At 58.8% G+C, this 13,888-nt stretch carries 10 protein-coding genes, 1 tRNA gene and 1 pseudogene; 3 read left to right on the top strand and 9 right to left on the bottom strand.

All coding sequences use genetic code 11. From position 1 onward, the window contains the following. Window positions 1–5 precede the first annotated feature (5 nt). The 4 genes from M5B42_RS22105 to M5B42_RS22090 all read right to left on the bottom strand — a co-directional run bounded on the left by M5B42_RS22105 (window position 6) and on the right by M5B42_RS22090 (window position 8,147). Window positions 6–4,505, bottom strand: a complete 4,500-nt coding sequence (locus M5B42_RS22105; RefSeq protein ID WP_248747011.1) for a DUF6603 domain-containing protein — start codon at window positions 4,503–4,505, stop codon at window positions 6–8. Window positions 4,506–4,518: 13 nt separating this feature from the next. Further along, entirely contained in the window at window positions 4,519–5,910 is a 1,392-nt protein-coding gene (locus tag M5B42_RS22100) for a hypothetical protein (protein ID WP_248747010.1), read from the bottom strand. 80 nt (window positions 5,911–5,990) lie between these two features. After that, window positions 5,991–6,947, bottom strand: a complete 957-nt coding sequence (locus M5B42_RS22095; RefSeq protein ID WP_248747009.1) for a hypothetical protein — start codon at window positions 6,945–6,947, stop codon at window positions 5,991–5,993. Between the two features lie 33 nt (window positions 6,948–6,980). Beyond that, entirely contained in the window at window positions 6,981–8,147 is a 1,167-nt protein-coding gene (locus M5B42_RS22090) for a hypothetical protein (RefSeq protein WP_248747008.1), read from the bottom strand. 911 nt (window positions 8,148–9,058) lie between these two features. Here M5B42_RS22090 and M5B42_RS22085 point away from each other — a divergent pair. The 3 genes and pseudogenes from M5B42_RS22085 to M5B42_RS22075 all read left to right on the top strand — a co-directional run. Then, window positions 9,059–9,232: pseudogene (locus M5B42_RS22085) on the top strand (IS3 family transposase); the annotation flags it as partial. Window positions 9,233–9,293: 61 nt separating this feature from the next. Continuing rightward, a complete protein-coding gene (locus M5B42_RS22080) occupies window positions 9,294–9,584 on the top strand; it encodes a type II toxin-antitoxin system ParD family antitoxin (protein ID WP_248747007.1) in 291 nt (96 codons plus the stop codon). Between the two features lie 2 nt (window positions 9,585–9,586). Next, entirely contained in the window at window positions 9,587–9,943 is a 357-nt protein-coding gene (locus M5B42_RS22075) for a type II toxin-antitoxin system RelE/ParE family toxin (protein ID WP_248747006.1), read from the top strand. 187 nt (window positions 9,944–10,130) lie between these two features. Here M5B42_RS22075 and M5B42_RS22070 read toward each other — a convergent pair whose 3' ends face one another. The 5 genes from M5B42_RS22070 to uvrY all read right to left on the bottom strand — a co-directional run bounded on the left by M5B42_RS22070 (window position 10,131) and on the right by uvrY (window position 13,844). Then, on the bottom strand, window positions 10,131–10,424 hold the full coding sequence (locus M5B42_RS22070) for an Arm DNA-binding domain-containing protein (RefSeq protein ID WP_248747005.1): 294 nt from the start codon (window positions 10,422–10,424) through the stop codon (window positions 10,131–10,133). 214 nt (window positions 10,425–10,638) lie between these two features. Beyond that, window positions 10,639–10,714: transfer RNA gene (locus M5B42_RS22065), tRNA-Gly, on the bottom strand. Between the two features lie 63 nt (window positions 10,715–10,777). Beyond that, window positions 10,778–11,347, bottom strand: coding sequence for a CDP-diacylglycerol--glycerol-3-phosphate 3-phosphatidyltransferase (pgsA, locus tag M5B42_RS22060; protein ID WP_103495325.1), 570 nt, complete (start codon window positions 11,345–11,347; stop codon window positions 10,778–10,780). Between the two features lie 32 nt (window positions 11,348–11,379). Further along, window positions 11,380–13,203 (bottom strand): excinuclease ABC subunit UvrC, encoded by a 1,824-nt coding sequence (gene uvrC / locus M5B42_RS22055; RefSeq protein WP_248747004.1) that lies wholly within the window; start codon window positions 13,201–13,203, stop codon window positions 11,380–11,382. 2 nt (window positions 13,204–13,205) lie between these two features. Then, window positions 13,206–13,844 (bottom strand): UvrY/SirA/GacA family response regulator transcription factor, encoded by a 639-nt coding sequence (gene uvrY / locus M5B42_RS22050; RefSeq protein WP_100939313.1) that lies wholly within the window; start codon window positions 13,842–13,844, stop codon window positions 13,206–13,208. Window positions 13,845–13,888: the final 44 nt, after the last annotated feature.

The raw sequence follows: 13,888 nt of genomic DNA, 5'->3' as shown, positions 1-13,888 counted from the left end.
AGTGATCAAATTGCACTCGTTTCCTCGCCGAGCACACGAATCAGCGGCCAGTCCCAGAGCGGGTAACGGGCCAGACGGCTGACATCGAGTGTGGCGCTGTCAAAGTTGAAACCGAGCGAGTCGAGGCTATCGACCATCTTCTTGCGTTCGGCGTCGACCGCTGCCGCCGCCAGGTCGGCCAGTTCGAAGTCGACGTTGCGGATGCTGGCGGTCGCACGGGTGTAGGTCAGCACAGTGCCCTCCTCGCTGATGACGGCGGCGAAGCTGTCGCTGGTGGCGACGGTCGGTGTATCGAGCAGCCAGAGCATCTTCTTCGTGGTGTCAAAAAGCAGCGCCCAAAGGTCCGCGTCCGCTGTGATTGCCGGGTGACGGATCATTGGCGAGAGTTCCAGGCCACTCAGGGTGTTGGCGATCATCCGCGCCCCGTTGACCCCCGGGTCCTGCGCGGCCCACAGGGCCGACTGGGCGTTCTGCAAGGCGATGCCGACCGCCACTTCGTTGACCGGCACGCTGTAGTTTTCAGGTTTGGTGTAGTCCTCGCCGGCCGGCAGGCGAGTTAATTGCAACTGATGGTCGACGATGAACTGGCTGGCCTTCAGCGCCATGGGCAGCACACCGAAATCATCGGCCCAGCCCGCGCCATCGTCATTCGCGCCATGGGGCGTAGGCATCGCAGGGGCCGTGCCGCTACCGACATAGGTGAACGCACCCGCCGGGGTGAACGGCGTATTGACCTTGAAGTCATTGAACCGCGCCGTCTTGCTGGGAATGACCATGCTCGAGGCGATGCCGAAATGGTTGGGGTCGAGCACCCAGTCGAAGAAGGCCGTGCTGTCCTTGGCCTTGAGGTCGCTGATCAACCCCTGCTGGACCATGCCCCTGACCAGTTGGGTTGGCCGCACGTCACCGGCCTTGTCGGCGTCGGTGCGGCTGAACATCTCCAGGCGTTTTGTGTCGCCATTTGCCGCCGGCAGGAACGAAGTTTTGAAGTCTTCCCAGGTAACGGGATCGGGTTTGGCCCTGCCGCTGCCGAAGCGCACGCTGAAGCTGATGATGTCCAGGTCAATCGTGGCTACACCGCCGAACTCGGGGCCCCAGATGTTCAGGTCGACACCAACGTGAATGGTGATTTTGACGGTGACAAACAGCAGGTTGGCCTTGAACGAGGCGCCCAGGTGAATATAGGCGTCCGCTTCGTAATGGAACGGCCGCCAGCCCAGCAGAAAATCGATTCCCACACTGAACCAGGCGCTGATCGGGCCCGATTCCCAAGTGGCCTGGACCGTGAAGCCCGCCATCAGCGTGTGCGAGAGCAGCGCGAAGTAGCATTCGCCCTTGAGCACCAGCGGCCCGGTTTCATAGACCATCTGCAAGCGCGGCACGGTCGGGAAATAGTCCGGTTTCTTGAACCGCGGGCTGTAGCCGCCCATCGAGACCAGAAACTCCCCGGAGTGCTCCCCGGCGAACCAGGTGTAGAACGCAAACCCGCCACTGACGTGGCAGAGCCCGGCGTAGATGAACGACGCCGGGGTCAGACGGCCATCGACGGCGATCAGGCCGCTGCTGGACTCGAAACGCGCCTCCAGCGCTACTTCGAGGTAGACGATGGGCTTGGGCGCCCCCTTGGGCACCGTCACTCGACAGATCCCGAGCAGCGCCACTTCCAGCGAAACGCCGAAGGACACCGTGAGCAAAGCGGTGGCGTCGACCATTTCGAACGAGGTGAAATCGATGCCCGCCGCCACCCAGTACTCGCCCGCCTGCGGATGAATGTACGCGGCAGTCTTGACCAGCGTTTGTTGCAACACTTGCCCAGGATTGCTCGTACCCAGGGTGATGGGAAAGCTGTTTTCCGGAAGCTTGTTGTTCTGTGGCAGCAACGGGTAGCTGGTCAGTTGGTCGATGCTCGGCAGCCCCAGGCTACGGTTGATGCCAAAACCGCCAGCCAGCCCCGTCACGAAGAAAAACGGTGGCCCACCCAGCGGTTGCTGGAGCCGAACGAAGATAAAGAAGGAGCTTTCATCGGGCGCATAGCCGCCGATGGCCGTGAGCGAGAACGTCGCCACATTGACCCGCGCTTCCCCCAGGTAGTCTTTGTCAAAGCGCAGGAAGCCACCGGCGATGCTCAGCGGACCGGTCTGCAACGCCAGGCTCATGCCATCCAGTTGGGCCGAGATGTCCAGATCTGAGCCCTTGCTATCAGGGATCTTAAAGCCGAGCCCCAGGCCCTGCAGATCGAAGGACAACATCGCCAGGCTGAACCCGGCATCGATCAGCAGCCAAACGCGGCCATCTTCGTAACGTACTCCGACGCGGGCGAGAGACACCGGGCCGATGGATTTTCCCACCGTCAACCAGGCGGCATTGCCCGCCGGTGGCTTCGCCGCTACGGCCGCCGCCGTCTGCGTGCTCACTGGTGCGGTATCGCCACCGGCCGAGAGCGGCAACGCTACGCCGCCCAGTTCGATGTCGGCGGCAAAGTTGAAGCCTGCCGCAATGACCGTGGTCGAGCCTTTGGCATCCTTAGGTAACGGCAAGCGGCACGGCACCTGTGCCTGCGTCAGCAAGGCGTTGAGCTTTTGCACCTCATCGGCGCTGAGGGGCGATGCGGCGAACAGCGCCTGCACGTTCTTGATGCTGCCCAGATTATCGTCGGTGAAGATCTTGCCCACGAGCGGCAGATCGGCCAGCGACGCTTCAAAGCCGAGCAGCATCTGGAACACGTAGTTCGAGGTACTGGTCCCGGTTTTCGGGTCCAGGGATTTCAGCGCCACGAAAGTGCCTGTGCCGTAATGGGCCGAAGTCGCCGACAGCAGCACGGTGTTGTTGCTCATGTCATAGACGAAGCTCGCCTGCGACAGGGCCAGGTCAAGTTCCGCGGGAATGGCGGGAATGGAGAAACCCAGCGCCCCGGCGATATCTTCGAACTGCAGGTAGTCGTTGTCCTGGGCTTTCCAGTTCGCCTGGATCTTCAGGCCGGGCTGGGTGCCGGAATCGAACGTCAGGGCGAAACTGAAGTTCTGCTGCCCGATCACGAAGCTGCCCGTCAGCGCTACCGATGCCTCCGTACCGGTCTTTTTGAACAGCACCGACATCTGCGCATCGACGCTGGTGTCCAGGAGCGTGAACGCCGTGCGGGCAACCCCGAACACCGTGTAGGCATAATTGCTTTCGCCTCCTGCCACTGTCACGCCGAAACTGTCGAACACGATGGTGCTCAGCGCATCGGGCACCGGCACCGACGCACTGACCACACCCTTGACGATACTGCCCAGCGACACGCTGTCGGTCATCTGCCCGCTGATCAGGTCGATATTCCAAGCGGCCGCCTGTTTGACGAGCGAGATCGAAAAGTCGAACGTGGTGTTGAAGATCGTTGGCAGGAACTGCGCCGAGGCCCGGATCTCGACATTAGTCGTGGGCTTCGGCCCGGCGGGCTCGGTCAGCCTGACCATCAGCGTCAGCGACTCCAGCGACAGCACGCTGGGTATCAGTGTCCAGGGCGCCTCTGTATGGATGGCGAGCGTGACCGAACTGACCGGTGCCGATTTGTTCGCCAGCACCATGCGATAGAACGTCAAGCTGATGTTCTCGAACACCTTGCTGAGCACCGGTGGAATGTAATCGTCGTAGTGTTGCCCGCCCGGCAGGCTCTTGATCAGGTCCGACGCGCTGAACGTTGCACCCGGTGCCGGTTGCGCGAAAATCACCAGCGAATCGAGGCTCTGGGTGATCTCCACGCCGCAGTCGAGTTTGCCGTCGAACAGCGAGGAGACGGTAAAGCCGATCTGCTGGGGATCATCGCCCTTCTCGCTGACGCTCACCCCGACTGCTGGCGCAGCCAGGCTCAACCGCCAGTCCCCTACCCCGATGAAAAACACGCCATCGGAAACCGGGGCGTCAAGCCGCCCGGCCGGGTACGGCGCATCTGCGGCCGGAGCAAACGGCCCATAGAACTTGTACGGCGTATTGCCCACCAGATCGCCGAGAATCGCGCCAACACCGCTGATGTTCTCCAGCCCGATCGTGGACAGGAAGTTCTGTCCTTTGGCCAGGCAAATGGAAGTCGCGTCGTCCTTTGACCAGCGATAGGTCGCCTGTGCCAGCGAGGTATAGACGAAGCGCGGGTTGGCCGGCTTCAACAGTCCGAAGGGGAAGAACGTCATCCCCGGAAAGCTGGAGGCAAGCCCCCAGCCCGGCGGCAAGGTTGCATCGATAAGTACAGCCACCTTGTCATCACTGGCGGTAAAGCTCAGTTGGACGCCGACTTCACTGACCTTGAGCAGCGCAGCGGTCCCGGTGTTGACCCGCACGACGCCTTGGTCGGGCCCGCTGACATCGCTGCTCTGCAGGCCCTCGACCGTCAGCTTGGTACCTTTTTCCAACAAGAACGCGGTGGCGATGTCCGCTACCTGCTCATCGCTCAGCAGGAGGTTGTCGAGCACCACCTTACCGTTGTCCGCTACCTGCTTGCGTAGGTCGCTTGCCAGTTTATTGATATCCACGGTCGACTCCTGCTCAAGTGATATTGGTCACTTGTTGGTTATTGCCGTTGGGCTGGAACAACTTGTCGGGGGTAAAGCCGGCCTTCTTCACCCCGACAGCGATGATCGATTCCGCGGCCTGGCAGATGGCACGGTTGCGGGCTTCTGCATTCCCGGCCTGCGAAGCGATCTGCGAAACGGGGAACACGCTGTTGACGATGAAGTCCTTCAGCGAGACAGGCGTGGCGGCTGCGCCCTGATTGATGACGCTCTTAGTGCCTTCACTGATCGCATACCAGCGTTCGTAGTTGTAACGGATGCTGTTGAGGACCTTGCCCTTCTCGTCGCTGTCGAAATAGCTGTTCGTCTGCTTGAGGATGGTCGACTCAGTGGTGATGCCAAAGGCGTGCCCCTTGATGTCGAGGTAGTTGGTGAGGCTGGTGTCCTCGGCCGAGGCGATGAAATACGGGCTGAAGTTCAGGTTGTTCTGGTCCAGCCAGTCGATGTTCCACAGCACCGCCTGCTGGAGTATCCGGTCTTTCCTGAACACCGAGTTCAGGTAGTCCCCACCCGGGCTGCCCAGTAACCGTCGATGCGCCTGGCGATCGGCAATGATGCTGTCGGTGGTGTCGGTGGCCGTTTCGCTGCCAAAGCCCATCCCGATGAAACCGCGGGCGAGCATCGCGCCTTCGGCGGCCGCCAGCCCCCGGAAGGCATTAAGGTGATAGACGTTGTCATCCACCAGCCAGGCGTAGTTCCAGCGATTGTTGGAGCTGCGCCGCAGCCATTTGCAAAACTCGATGGCCGCGTAACGGCTGGCGCCGAAACCGACGTAGGGATAGTTCCCACCCAGCAGCCAGCCGGAATCGTTATGGAACGACCAACCGATGACATGCAGGTTGGGAACGGTGTGCAAGACTTTCCAGTACTTCGGGTATTCGAGAACGTGAACAATGACGTAGATGCGCCGATTGGCATCATTGACCCGCCCCGGGTAATACCAGGCCGGCACCGGGCGCGTGTCCGGCACGGTTTGGCCACTGGGGTTTTGCCGGGTACGTGAATTGAAGGCTTGCAGGTCCGACACATTGGCGAAGTGCGTCTGCCCCAGGTCTTGCAGAAGATCCGCACCGCGCGTGAAACCTGAGGCAATCCAGTCGCTGCGGTTGCTTGAAATGACGACCAGCGGCGGCAGGGACGCAGCATTGTCTTCGGCGAGTAGAATCGCGGCCGAGGTGCCATTGGTGTAGAAGTCCAGCGCCCGGGGTAGCTTCCCCGCGTCGCGCAATGCATCGATCCTGTCGTTGACCAACTCCAGGCAATCGCTCTGGTCGGTATCTTCGAGTACCGGGGTTTCAATGGGCTGATATTTTTGACTGACCAGGTTGCCGCCATAGTTGCTTTTCACGCGCAGGGTAATCGCCATAAATACTCCTGACCCGGTTGTCCAAGTGAGTGGCTGTTGCAGGAGACCGACTGCGCGGTCCCCTGCGCTGGGCTAGGGCCTTACTTGGCAACAGCAAGGAGTTGCGTCAGCGATACCTTGAACTGCTCGAGCACTTTCGACGGCTGTACTCCGCCACCCTGCGGGGGAGACTGAATCACCTGCAGCGCGAAATCTGCGCTGAGCTGGCCGCTGACGGGAACCTTGGCGTTGTAATAGGCGGTGACTTTGCTGACGTAGTTGGCCGGCAACGTCGCACTGGTGGCAAAGACTCGCCCTGTGACCAGCGGGGACTTACCGATCGAGATGATCTCGCCGTTGGCATCCGGGGTGTCGAAGATGAAATACATTTCGGCATCCGGATCAAACTTGGAAGATGACAACGCCACAGTCACATCCACCGGGTTGGCGTTATTCAGTGCAACCGTGCTCGACCAGCCGAAGCCTGTGGCAGGAGTCGGCGGTTTGGGCGGGATCGCCAGCGCAACGTAGGCCGCATTACCCGCTTCCACGATCGCCTCTTGCAGCGGTATGAACGCGCTGCCGGCAGGTGCAGGATGGTTGGCGTCGGTAATGAAGGCGATCAGGTTGTACGGCGCACCTTGTACGGGTGGCGACACGTTGCTGAACAGGAACGGCGTGTCGGTGACGGCCACCCCCTGCCCTGGCGCGTTGATGCTGACAACGTTGCTCTGGTCCTGGGTGTTCAACCGGACCCATTGCAGCTTCTTGTTGATGTTATCCGCGCTGCAATACCACAGCTGAACGCTGCCGACGGCCGTCTTAGTGACATCCGTACTCAGGTTTTTGGCCCGGACATAAACGTAGTTGGTGCCGTGATAATCGACAGCCTGCGAAAAGCCCTGGTCGTAGCACTCCACGAAACTGCTGAGGTCCGCGGGGCTGGCAGGCGCACTACGGGTGATGAGGTCCGGCGAGGCGTCGTTCGGCGGCGTCTTGCCTGGCGATGTCTGGGCCAGGTTGTTACGCACGAATAGCCAGTTGTAGTCATTAGACATGTTGCATTCCTCCTTAAAAGAAAAGGTTTCGGCCTAACGGAAACCGCCGTTGGGAACAACGCCATTGGAGCCGACAATAGTCACCAGCGTGGGCTCTACATCCAGGAGTGTCCTGTAGCCTTCGTAGCCCAGGTACCGCTCGCCGTTTTTCGAGTCCACAAACACGCTGTGTTCATCGAAGTTGCAACGCTTGTAATGGTTCTCCAGGTTCTGATCCCCATCCAGCAAGTCACTGATGCTGGCACGCACTGCAGCCGACAGTTCAGGCGCATTGGTCACAACAAACTGCATGGTGAAGTTTGCAGGCTTTGGCTTGCCTTTGAAGTTGACATAGAAGGTGACTTTGCCGGCATAACCACCCTGGATTTTCACATTGGTGCCGACGATAAAGTTGGGGTTGATGTTGGGGTCTGGAGCACCGGGTTTTTGCGGTACGGAGGTGTCCCCCACGGCAATGGAGTCGCCCCATTTGGTGTTGTTGTTTGACGAGAAACCGACGACCGCCCCGACCGGCACATTGGTTATCTGGATAGAGCAGGTGAACAGCGCGTCATCCCAAGTCTGGTTCATGCTGATCTGCTGCTCATAAACATCCGATGCCGAGACCGCCTGGATATTCACGTTGTGCCAGCCCAGGTTGCGGTTGGCGTAGATCCACGCCGCGTATTGATCGACGCTGGAATTGATGCCCGGCGGGAACTGCGCATTGACCGCATCGAAACTGTCCGCGACGACCGCTATCAGGCAATGGTGCTCGGTGGTTTGCGGCTTCCAGGTGAACGCATTGGTGGCAACCACTTCCCCTGGCCCGGCAGTGAGGGTTTGATAGTTCTGCCGCACTTCAATGGTTTTTTTCGGATTGTTGGGATCCTGAACGACGGAGTTATAGTTCATCAGGCTGTCTTGGTTGTACCAGACATTCGGCGCCAGGAAGAGATTCTGCGGCACCTGAAACAAATAAATGTTTTGGGAGACATTTGCGGCACTGACGTTTTTCGCGCGGACATAAAAGTTATTGCTGAAGAACTCTTTTACGTCCTGATCGTAAGCCTGGCCATACTTCGAAACCATTTCCTGGGTCGTCAGCGCACTTTGGCCAGCGACCAGGATATCGGGGCTCCCGGTCCAGCTCCCCGAGCGCGGTAATTTACCAGTGTCACTCAGATTATTTCGAATCAGAAAATCATTTTTGACAGCCATGATGAGGCCTCACATTTTATAAAAGTGATAGTCGGAATAATGACAACTTAGATGGATGCGCTGGTTAAACCTTATATCCATGCAACATCACATCAGGTGACTTGCAACGGTCTACGGGTATCGAGGTATTGGGTAGCGTTCGACACGAACGGCGAGCGTGCGCCGGTCGGCGTTCGACAGGTGTTGCAGGAAGGGAAATGAGTTCGAGCGAATCATTGGCAAACGCATCATCGGCCTCCTTGGCCTAGGTCAGCGATCCGAACTCTCGGCCAGAGTGGCAGAGAACCATTGCGATTGAAAATCTCGACTGCTTAACGCTGGAATGCTAGATCAGAACTTTTCATGCCCGGTTGGGGTGTCTGAACCTCCCATAACCGGTGTGGCGGGTGTATCCGCTGAATGGGTATAGCAACGAGCCATCACCCTGTCTAATTTTTTTCGGCCTAGTTTGCTACCGCCGGTCGTCTGAACATGTCTCGCTGAGGATAACAATCGACAGGGAGGAGGAATGGGCTTGCAAAATCGGCTCGACTAGCCCCGGTTACTGAATGAGTCGGACGCATCGTGCCGCATAACCATGGCCTTTTGCATCGCCTTACTGCAATAGCCGGATCGAGAGGTGCCAAGAGCACACGCAACACACGACGCTAGGCTGGATCCGAGGTCTCTGCTTCATCTGAAAACTCCTCCTGCTTGCATATAACTTATGTGTGTTGCATCGACCAACATCCCGCGTGCATCACCCTTTTTGGACTCTGTGCGCATCCGAAGCAAGCACGCGTTGTTCGGCACGAAGGGTGCCCCCGTACGACCCAGTTCGTCGGATACAAATCCGAAACAATGTGCCCGCGGGCAACTTGGCATAATATGCCAATACCCGAAAGAACCTGCTTCCCCCGGTGTCAGGATAGGAACGGCACCGTGGCCAGGATCATCAGATCCTGGCTCGGCGTCATGAGCTGTACGAGCAAGCCCGGGAGAAAAGCCCGGAACGCTGGTCTGGACAGACGCGAAACTGGGAGCCGATGGGTACGGTGCTGTTGAACCCTGATCGGGAGCCGCAGGTCGAGAAAAGAGCGGCATAGTTAGACGGTGACGCGACAACTACCTTGAAAAACGCCGGCTTGCTCAGAACTGGAGCTCATTATGGCGACGCGAAACGTTGTGCTCACCCATCACCAGGAACAGGTTATCCAGGAGCTGGTGCAGTCCGGTCGTTATCAGAATGCCAGCGAAGTGATGCGAGAAGGCTTACGGCTATTGAAGCAACGCGTCGCCGAAGATACCGCCAAAATTGAGGCCCTGCGTCAGGCGACCTCGATCGGCATCATGGACCTTGAATACGGGCGCTTTACTCAGGTGAACGAAGGGGATCTAGAGCACTACCTCGAGGGCTTGAGCCTGGAGGCAACCCTCCCCGCGCGCGAGAAACTCTGAGCGTGCCGCAATATCGGATTTCCAACGCGGCGCGCGCCGACATTGTCGACGTCCTCAAGCTCTCCCAGACGCAGTTCGGCGATCACGCACGCCGACGGTATCAGGCGCTGATCCTCGCTGCGCTGCAAGCGATTGCCGACACGCTTTATCGCATTGGCAGCCACGACCGTGATGAGCTTGCACCGGGCCTTCGCAGCTATCACCTTATCTTTTCACGCCAGCAAGCGATACACCCCCATGGAATGGTCAAAAGCCCACGCCACATCATGTTTTATCGCGTGGCAAGCGACGACGTGATCGAAGTCGCCAGACTCCTGCATGACGCCATGGAAGTGCAACTGCACCTGCCCAACGACTGATCACCGACCTGGCCCAACGGCTTAACTGACCATGAACAGCGAAGGTAAGCCCCCGCTCCCTCGCTGTCAGCCGACTTGGCGGCCAATTGAAGTGAGAGGTTCTGGGTCCGACCGGAATATCGAGACCCACGGCCAGAAACACGGCTTTCAACGTTGCGTTCCACTTTCAATGCTGAACAACCGCTTCTTAGGCGTTTTCCGTGGCTAGGCGCCTAGCATCACGCCCCAGCTGCCGATGGACACGCGAATCTATGCCCCTAGCGACCAGTGCCCTCGCAACATCACATAGAACGCGAGCATCTCGTAGGCTAATTTCAGGATAGGTAGAAATACGGGGCTGCTTATTCTCCCAGGAAAAGCGGAAGTGCCAGCACTTGGCGCCTTTCGTATTCACGAAAAGGGCGAGGCCGTCGTAATCAGCGAGAGTGTAGTCCTTGGCACAGGGTTTGGCGTGCCGGACAGCCGAATCGGTCAGAGCCATCGTACAATCTCCATCTCGTTTGAATTAGAGGAGATTTGTACGGTTTCTAGAGAGGTCAGTCCCACAAAAAAGTGATCTACCAAGCGCCGAATTAATGTACTAAAAAATCGTAGCTGCTAATACTTTCTAGAAGAAATTACTGGAACGAAAAAAGAGGCCGAAGCCTCTTTTTTGGGTTCCTACATACTTCAATGGAAGCCTATAGGAAAATAATTGGAGCGGGAAACGAGACTCGAACTCGCGACCCCGACCTTGGCAAGGTCGTGCTCTACCAACTGAGCTATTCCCGCGTATTGGTGATGCGCATTCTATAGAATCTACGCACCCCGTCAACCCCTTGATTCAAAATAGTTTTATTTCTTTTCAGGATTTTCCGAATTGAACTTCAAATGCGGCCACGCCGCCCGCAGATACTGCAGCATCGACCACAGGGTCAGCACCGCCGCCGCCATCAGCAAGGTATAGCCCACCAGCACCCAGAAGCTGAAGTCCGACGGGTTGGCCAGCAGGATCACCAACGCCAGCATCTGCGCCGCGGTTTTCCATTTGCCCATGTTGGAAACGGCGACCTGCGCCCGCTCCCCGATTTCAGCCATCCACTCGCGCAGGGCCGAGACCACGATCTCACGACCGATGATCACCGCCGCCGGCAAGGTCAACCACAGGTTGCCATGCTCCTGCACCAGCAAGACCAGCGCCACGGCCACCATCAGCTTGTCCGCTACCGGGTCGAGAAACGCGCCGAACGGCGTGCTCTGCTCCAGGCGACGGGCCAGGTAGCCGTCCAGCCAATCCGTCGCCGCCGCAAAGGCAAACACCGAACTGGCCGCCGTGTAGCTCCACTGGTAAGGCAGGTAAAACAGCAAAATGAAAATCGGAATGAGTACGACGCGTAGAACGGTGATCAGATTAGGGATATTCATCGGCACAACTGGCTACGAGGTTGAAAGGCATTCTACTCGCTGTGCAGGCTTGCATAAATCGACTCAGCGAGCTTTTTACTGATCCCGGGTGCTTTGGCGATCTCGTCGATGCTGGCACGGGACAGCTCCTGCAATCCACCAAAATGTTTCAATAGTTCACGGCGACGCTTCGGCCCCACCCCCGCCACCCCTTCCAGGGTTGAGGTTCGGCGGGTCTTGCCGCGCCGCGCCCGATGCCCGGTAATAGCAAAACGGTGGGCTTCGTCGCGGATCTGCTGGATCAAATGCAGGGCCGGCGAATCACCTTTCAAGGTGAATTCATGGGCCGCGTCGTTAAGGTACAAGGTCTCGAAACCGGCCTTGCGCGTCGCCCCCTTGGCCACGCCGAGCAGGATCAGGTCCGGTACCGATAGCTCATCGAGCACATCGCGCGCCATGGACAACTGGCCCTTGCCACCGTCCACCAGGAGGATGTCCGGCAACTTGCCCTCGCCATCCTTGATCTTGCTGAAACGCCGGGTCAGCGCCTGGTGCATCGCCGCGTAATCGTCGCCGGCCGTAACGCCTTCGATATTGTAACGGCGATAATCGGATTTGATCGGGCCTTCCGGGCCGAATACCACGCAGGATGCGACCGTCGCTTCGCCACTGGAGTGACTGATGTCATAACACTCCAGGCGCTGCGGCGGCTCGTCCAGGTTCAGCACTTCGGCCAGGGCCTCGAAGCGTGCGGCCATATGCTGACGATCCGCCAGGCGCGCACCCAGGGCCTGTTCGGCATTGGTCACCGCCAATTGCTGCCAGCGCGCCCGTGTACCGCGCACCCGATGGCTGATGGCCAATTCTCGGCCGCGCAGCCCATCAATCGCGGCGATCAGGGTCGGGAAGTCTTCGTGGACCACGTTGACGATCAGTTCACTCGGCAGGTCGCGCTCGGGACTGCCGATAAAGTACTGGCCAAGAAACGCCATCAGCACTTCGGACACATCTTCCTCGATACCAACCTGCGGGAAGAAGTTCTTGCTGCCCAGCACTCGCCCGCCGCGCACGCTGATCAAGTGCACGCAGGCACCGCCCGGGTTGATAAAGGCCGCGACCACGTCAACATCGCCGGTGCCCCCTTCCATGCTCTGCTGATCCTGAACCCGGCGCAGCAACGAGATCTGGTCCCGCAGCTCCGCCGCCCGCTCGAAATCGAGGGTGCTGGCCGCCTGTTCCATGCCGGCGTTCAATTCGTCGGTCAGGGCATTGCTGCGCCCTTCGAGGAACATCACCGAGTGGCGTACATCCTCGGCATACACCTCGGGCTCCACAAACCCGACACACGGCGCCTTGCAGCGCTTGATCTGGTATTGCAGGCAGGGCCGGGTGCGGTTCTTGTAGTAGCTGTCCTCGCACTGGCGGACTAGAAAGGTCTTTTGCAGCAGGCTCAGGCTTTCACGAATCGCCCCGGCGCTCGGGTAAGGCCCGAAATACTTGCCCTTGGCTTTCTTGGCCCCACGATGAATGCTCAGCCGCGGGTAGTCGCCGTCCGAGAGAAAAACATAGGGATAGGATTTATCGTCGCGCAGCAGGATGTTGTAGGGCGGCCGCCACTCCTTGATCAGCGTCTGTTCCAGCAGCAGCGCCTCGGTTTCATTGGCGGTGATGGTGGTTTCCACCTGGGCGATACGCCCCACCAATGCCGCCGTCTTCGGCGCCAGGCCGGTCTTGCGGAAGTAACTGGCCAGACGCTTCTTCAGGTTCTTGGCTTTGCCCACATAAAGCAGGCGCGCGTCGCCGTCGAACATGCGGTAGACGCCGGGGCGGCCACTGCAGGTCGACAGGAAGGCACTGGAATCGAACAGGTCAGTCATTGTCAGCCGGCATCGACCATGCCGTGGCGAACCGCCAGAAGCGTCAACTCGACATCACTGCTGACCGACAGCTTCTCGAAAATCCGATAGCGGTAGGTATTCACGGTTTTCGGCGACAGGCACAGTTTGTCGGAGATGATCTGGACTTTCTGGCAGCCGACGATCATCAACGCAATCTGGATTTCACGCTCGGACAAGGCGTCAAACGGCGAGTCACTGGCCGGCTGGAACGACTTGAGCGCCAACTGCTGGGCAATCTGCGGGCTGATGTAGCGTTGCCCGGAAAACACCAGGCGAATCGCCTGGACCATTTCCGCCAGGCCCGCGCCCTTGGTCAGGTAACCGGCTGCTCCGGCCTGCAACAAGCGGGTCGGGAACGGATCTTCTTCACAGACGGTCACCGCCACCACTTTGATGTCGGGATGACTGCGCAGCAATTTGCGCGTGGCCTCCAAACCGCCGATGCCAGGCATCTTGACGTCCATCAGGACGACATCGGGTTTGAGCTCCCGCGTCTTGAGCAACGCCTCCTCTCCCGATTCCGCCTGTCCCACGACCTGCAGACCGTCGATATCCGCCAACATCCGCGTAATGCCTGTACGCACAAGATCATGGTCATCGACTACTAGCACCCTAATCAAGCAGACACCTCACGAATTTGGTCTTATCAGGTTATTGACCACCT

It is taken from the genome of Pseudomonas sp. MWU12-2037, assembly GCF_023242345.1.
In the GTDB taxonomy this organism is placed as follows: Bacteria; Pseudomonadota; Gammaproteobacteria; order Pseudomonadales; family Pseudomonadaceae; genus Aquipseudomonas; species Aquipseudomonas gingeri_D.
Note: the sequence above shows the minus strand (reverse complement) of the source record. Positions and strands in the feature narration are given on the sequence as shown.

What these genes read in the sequence shown, in the direction of transcription:
- M5B42_RS22100 (WP_248747010.1), bottom strand. Translation starts at nt 5,910, where the DNA reads ATGGCGATTACCCTGCGCGTGAAAAGCAACTATGGCGGCAACCTGGTC.
- M5B42_RS22095 (WP_248747009.1), bottom strand. Translation starts at nt 6,947, where the DNA reads ATGTCTAATGACTACAACTGGCTATTCGTGCGTAACAACCTGGCCCAG.
- M5B42_RS22090 (WP_248747008.1), bottom strand. Translation starts at nt 8,147, where the DNA reads ATGGCTGTCAAAAATGATTTTCTGATTCGAAATAATCTGAGTGACACT.
- M5B42_RS22080 (WP_248747007.1), top strand. Translation starts at nt 9,294, where the DNA reads ATGGCGACGCGAAACGTTGTGCTCACCCATCACCAGGAACAGGTTATC.
- M5B42_RS22070 (WP_248747005.1), bottom strand. Translation starts at nt 10,424, where the DNA reads ATGGCTCTGACCGATTCGGCTGTCCGGCACGCCAAACCCTGTGCCAAG.
- pgsA (WP_103495325.1), bottom strand. Translation starts at nt 11,347, where the DNA reads ATGAATATCCCTAATCTGATCACCGTTCTACGCGTCGTACTCATTCCG.
- uvrC (WP_248747004.1), bottom strand. Translation starts at nt 13,203, where the DNA reads ATGACTGACCTGTTCGATTCCAGTGCCTTCCTGTCGACCTGCAGTGGC.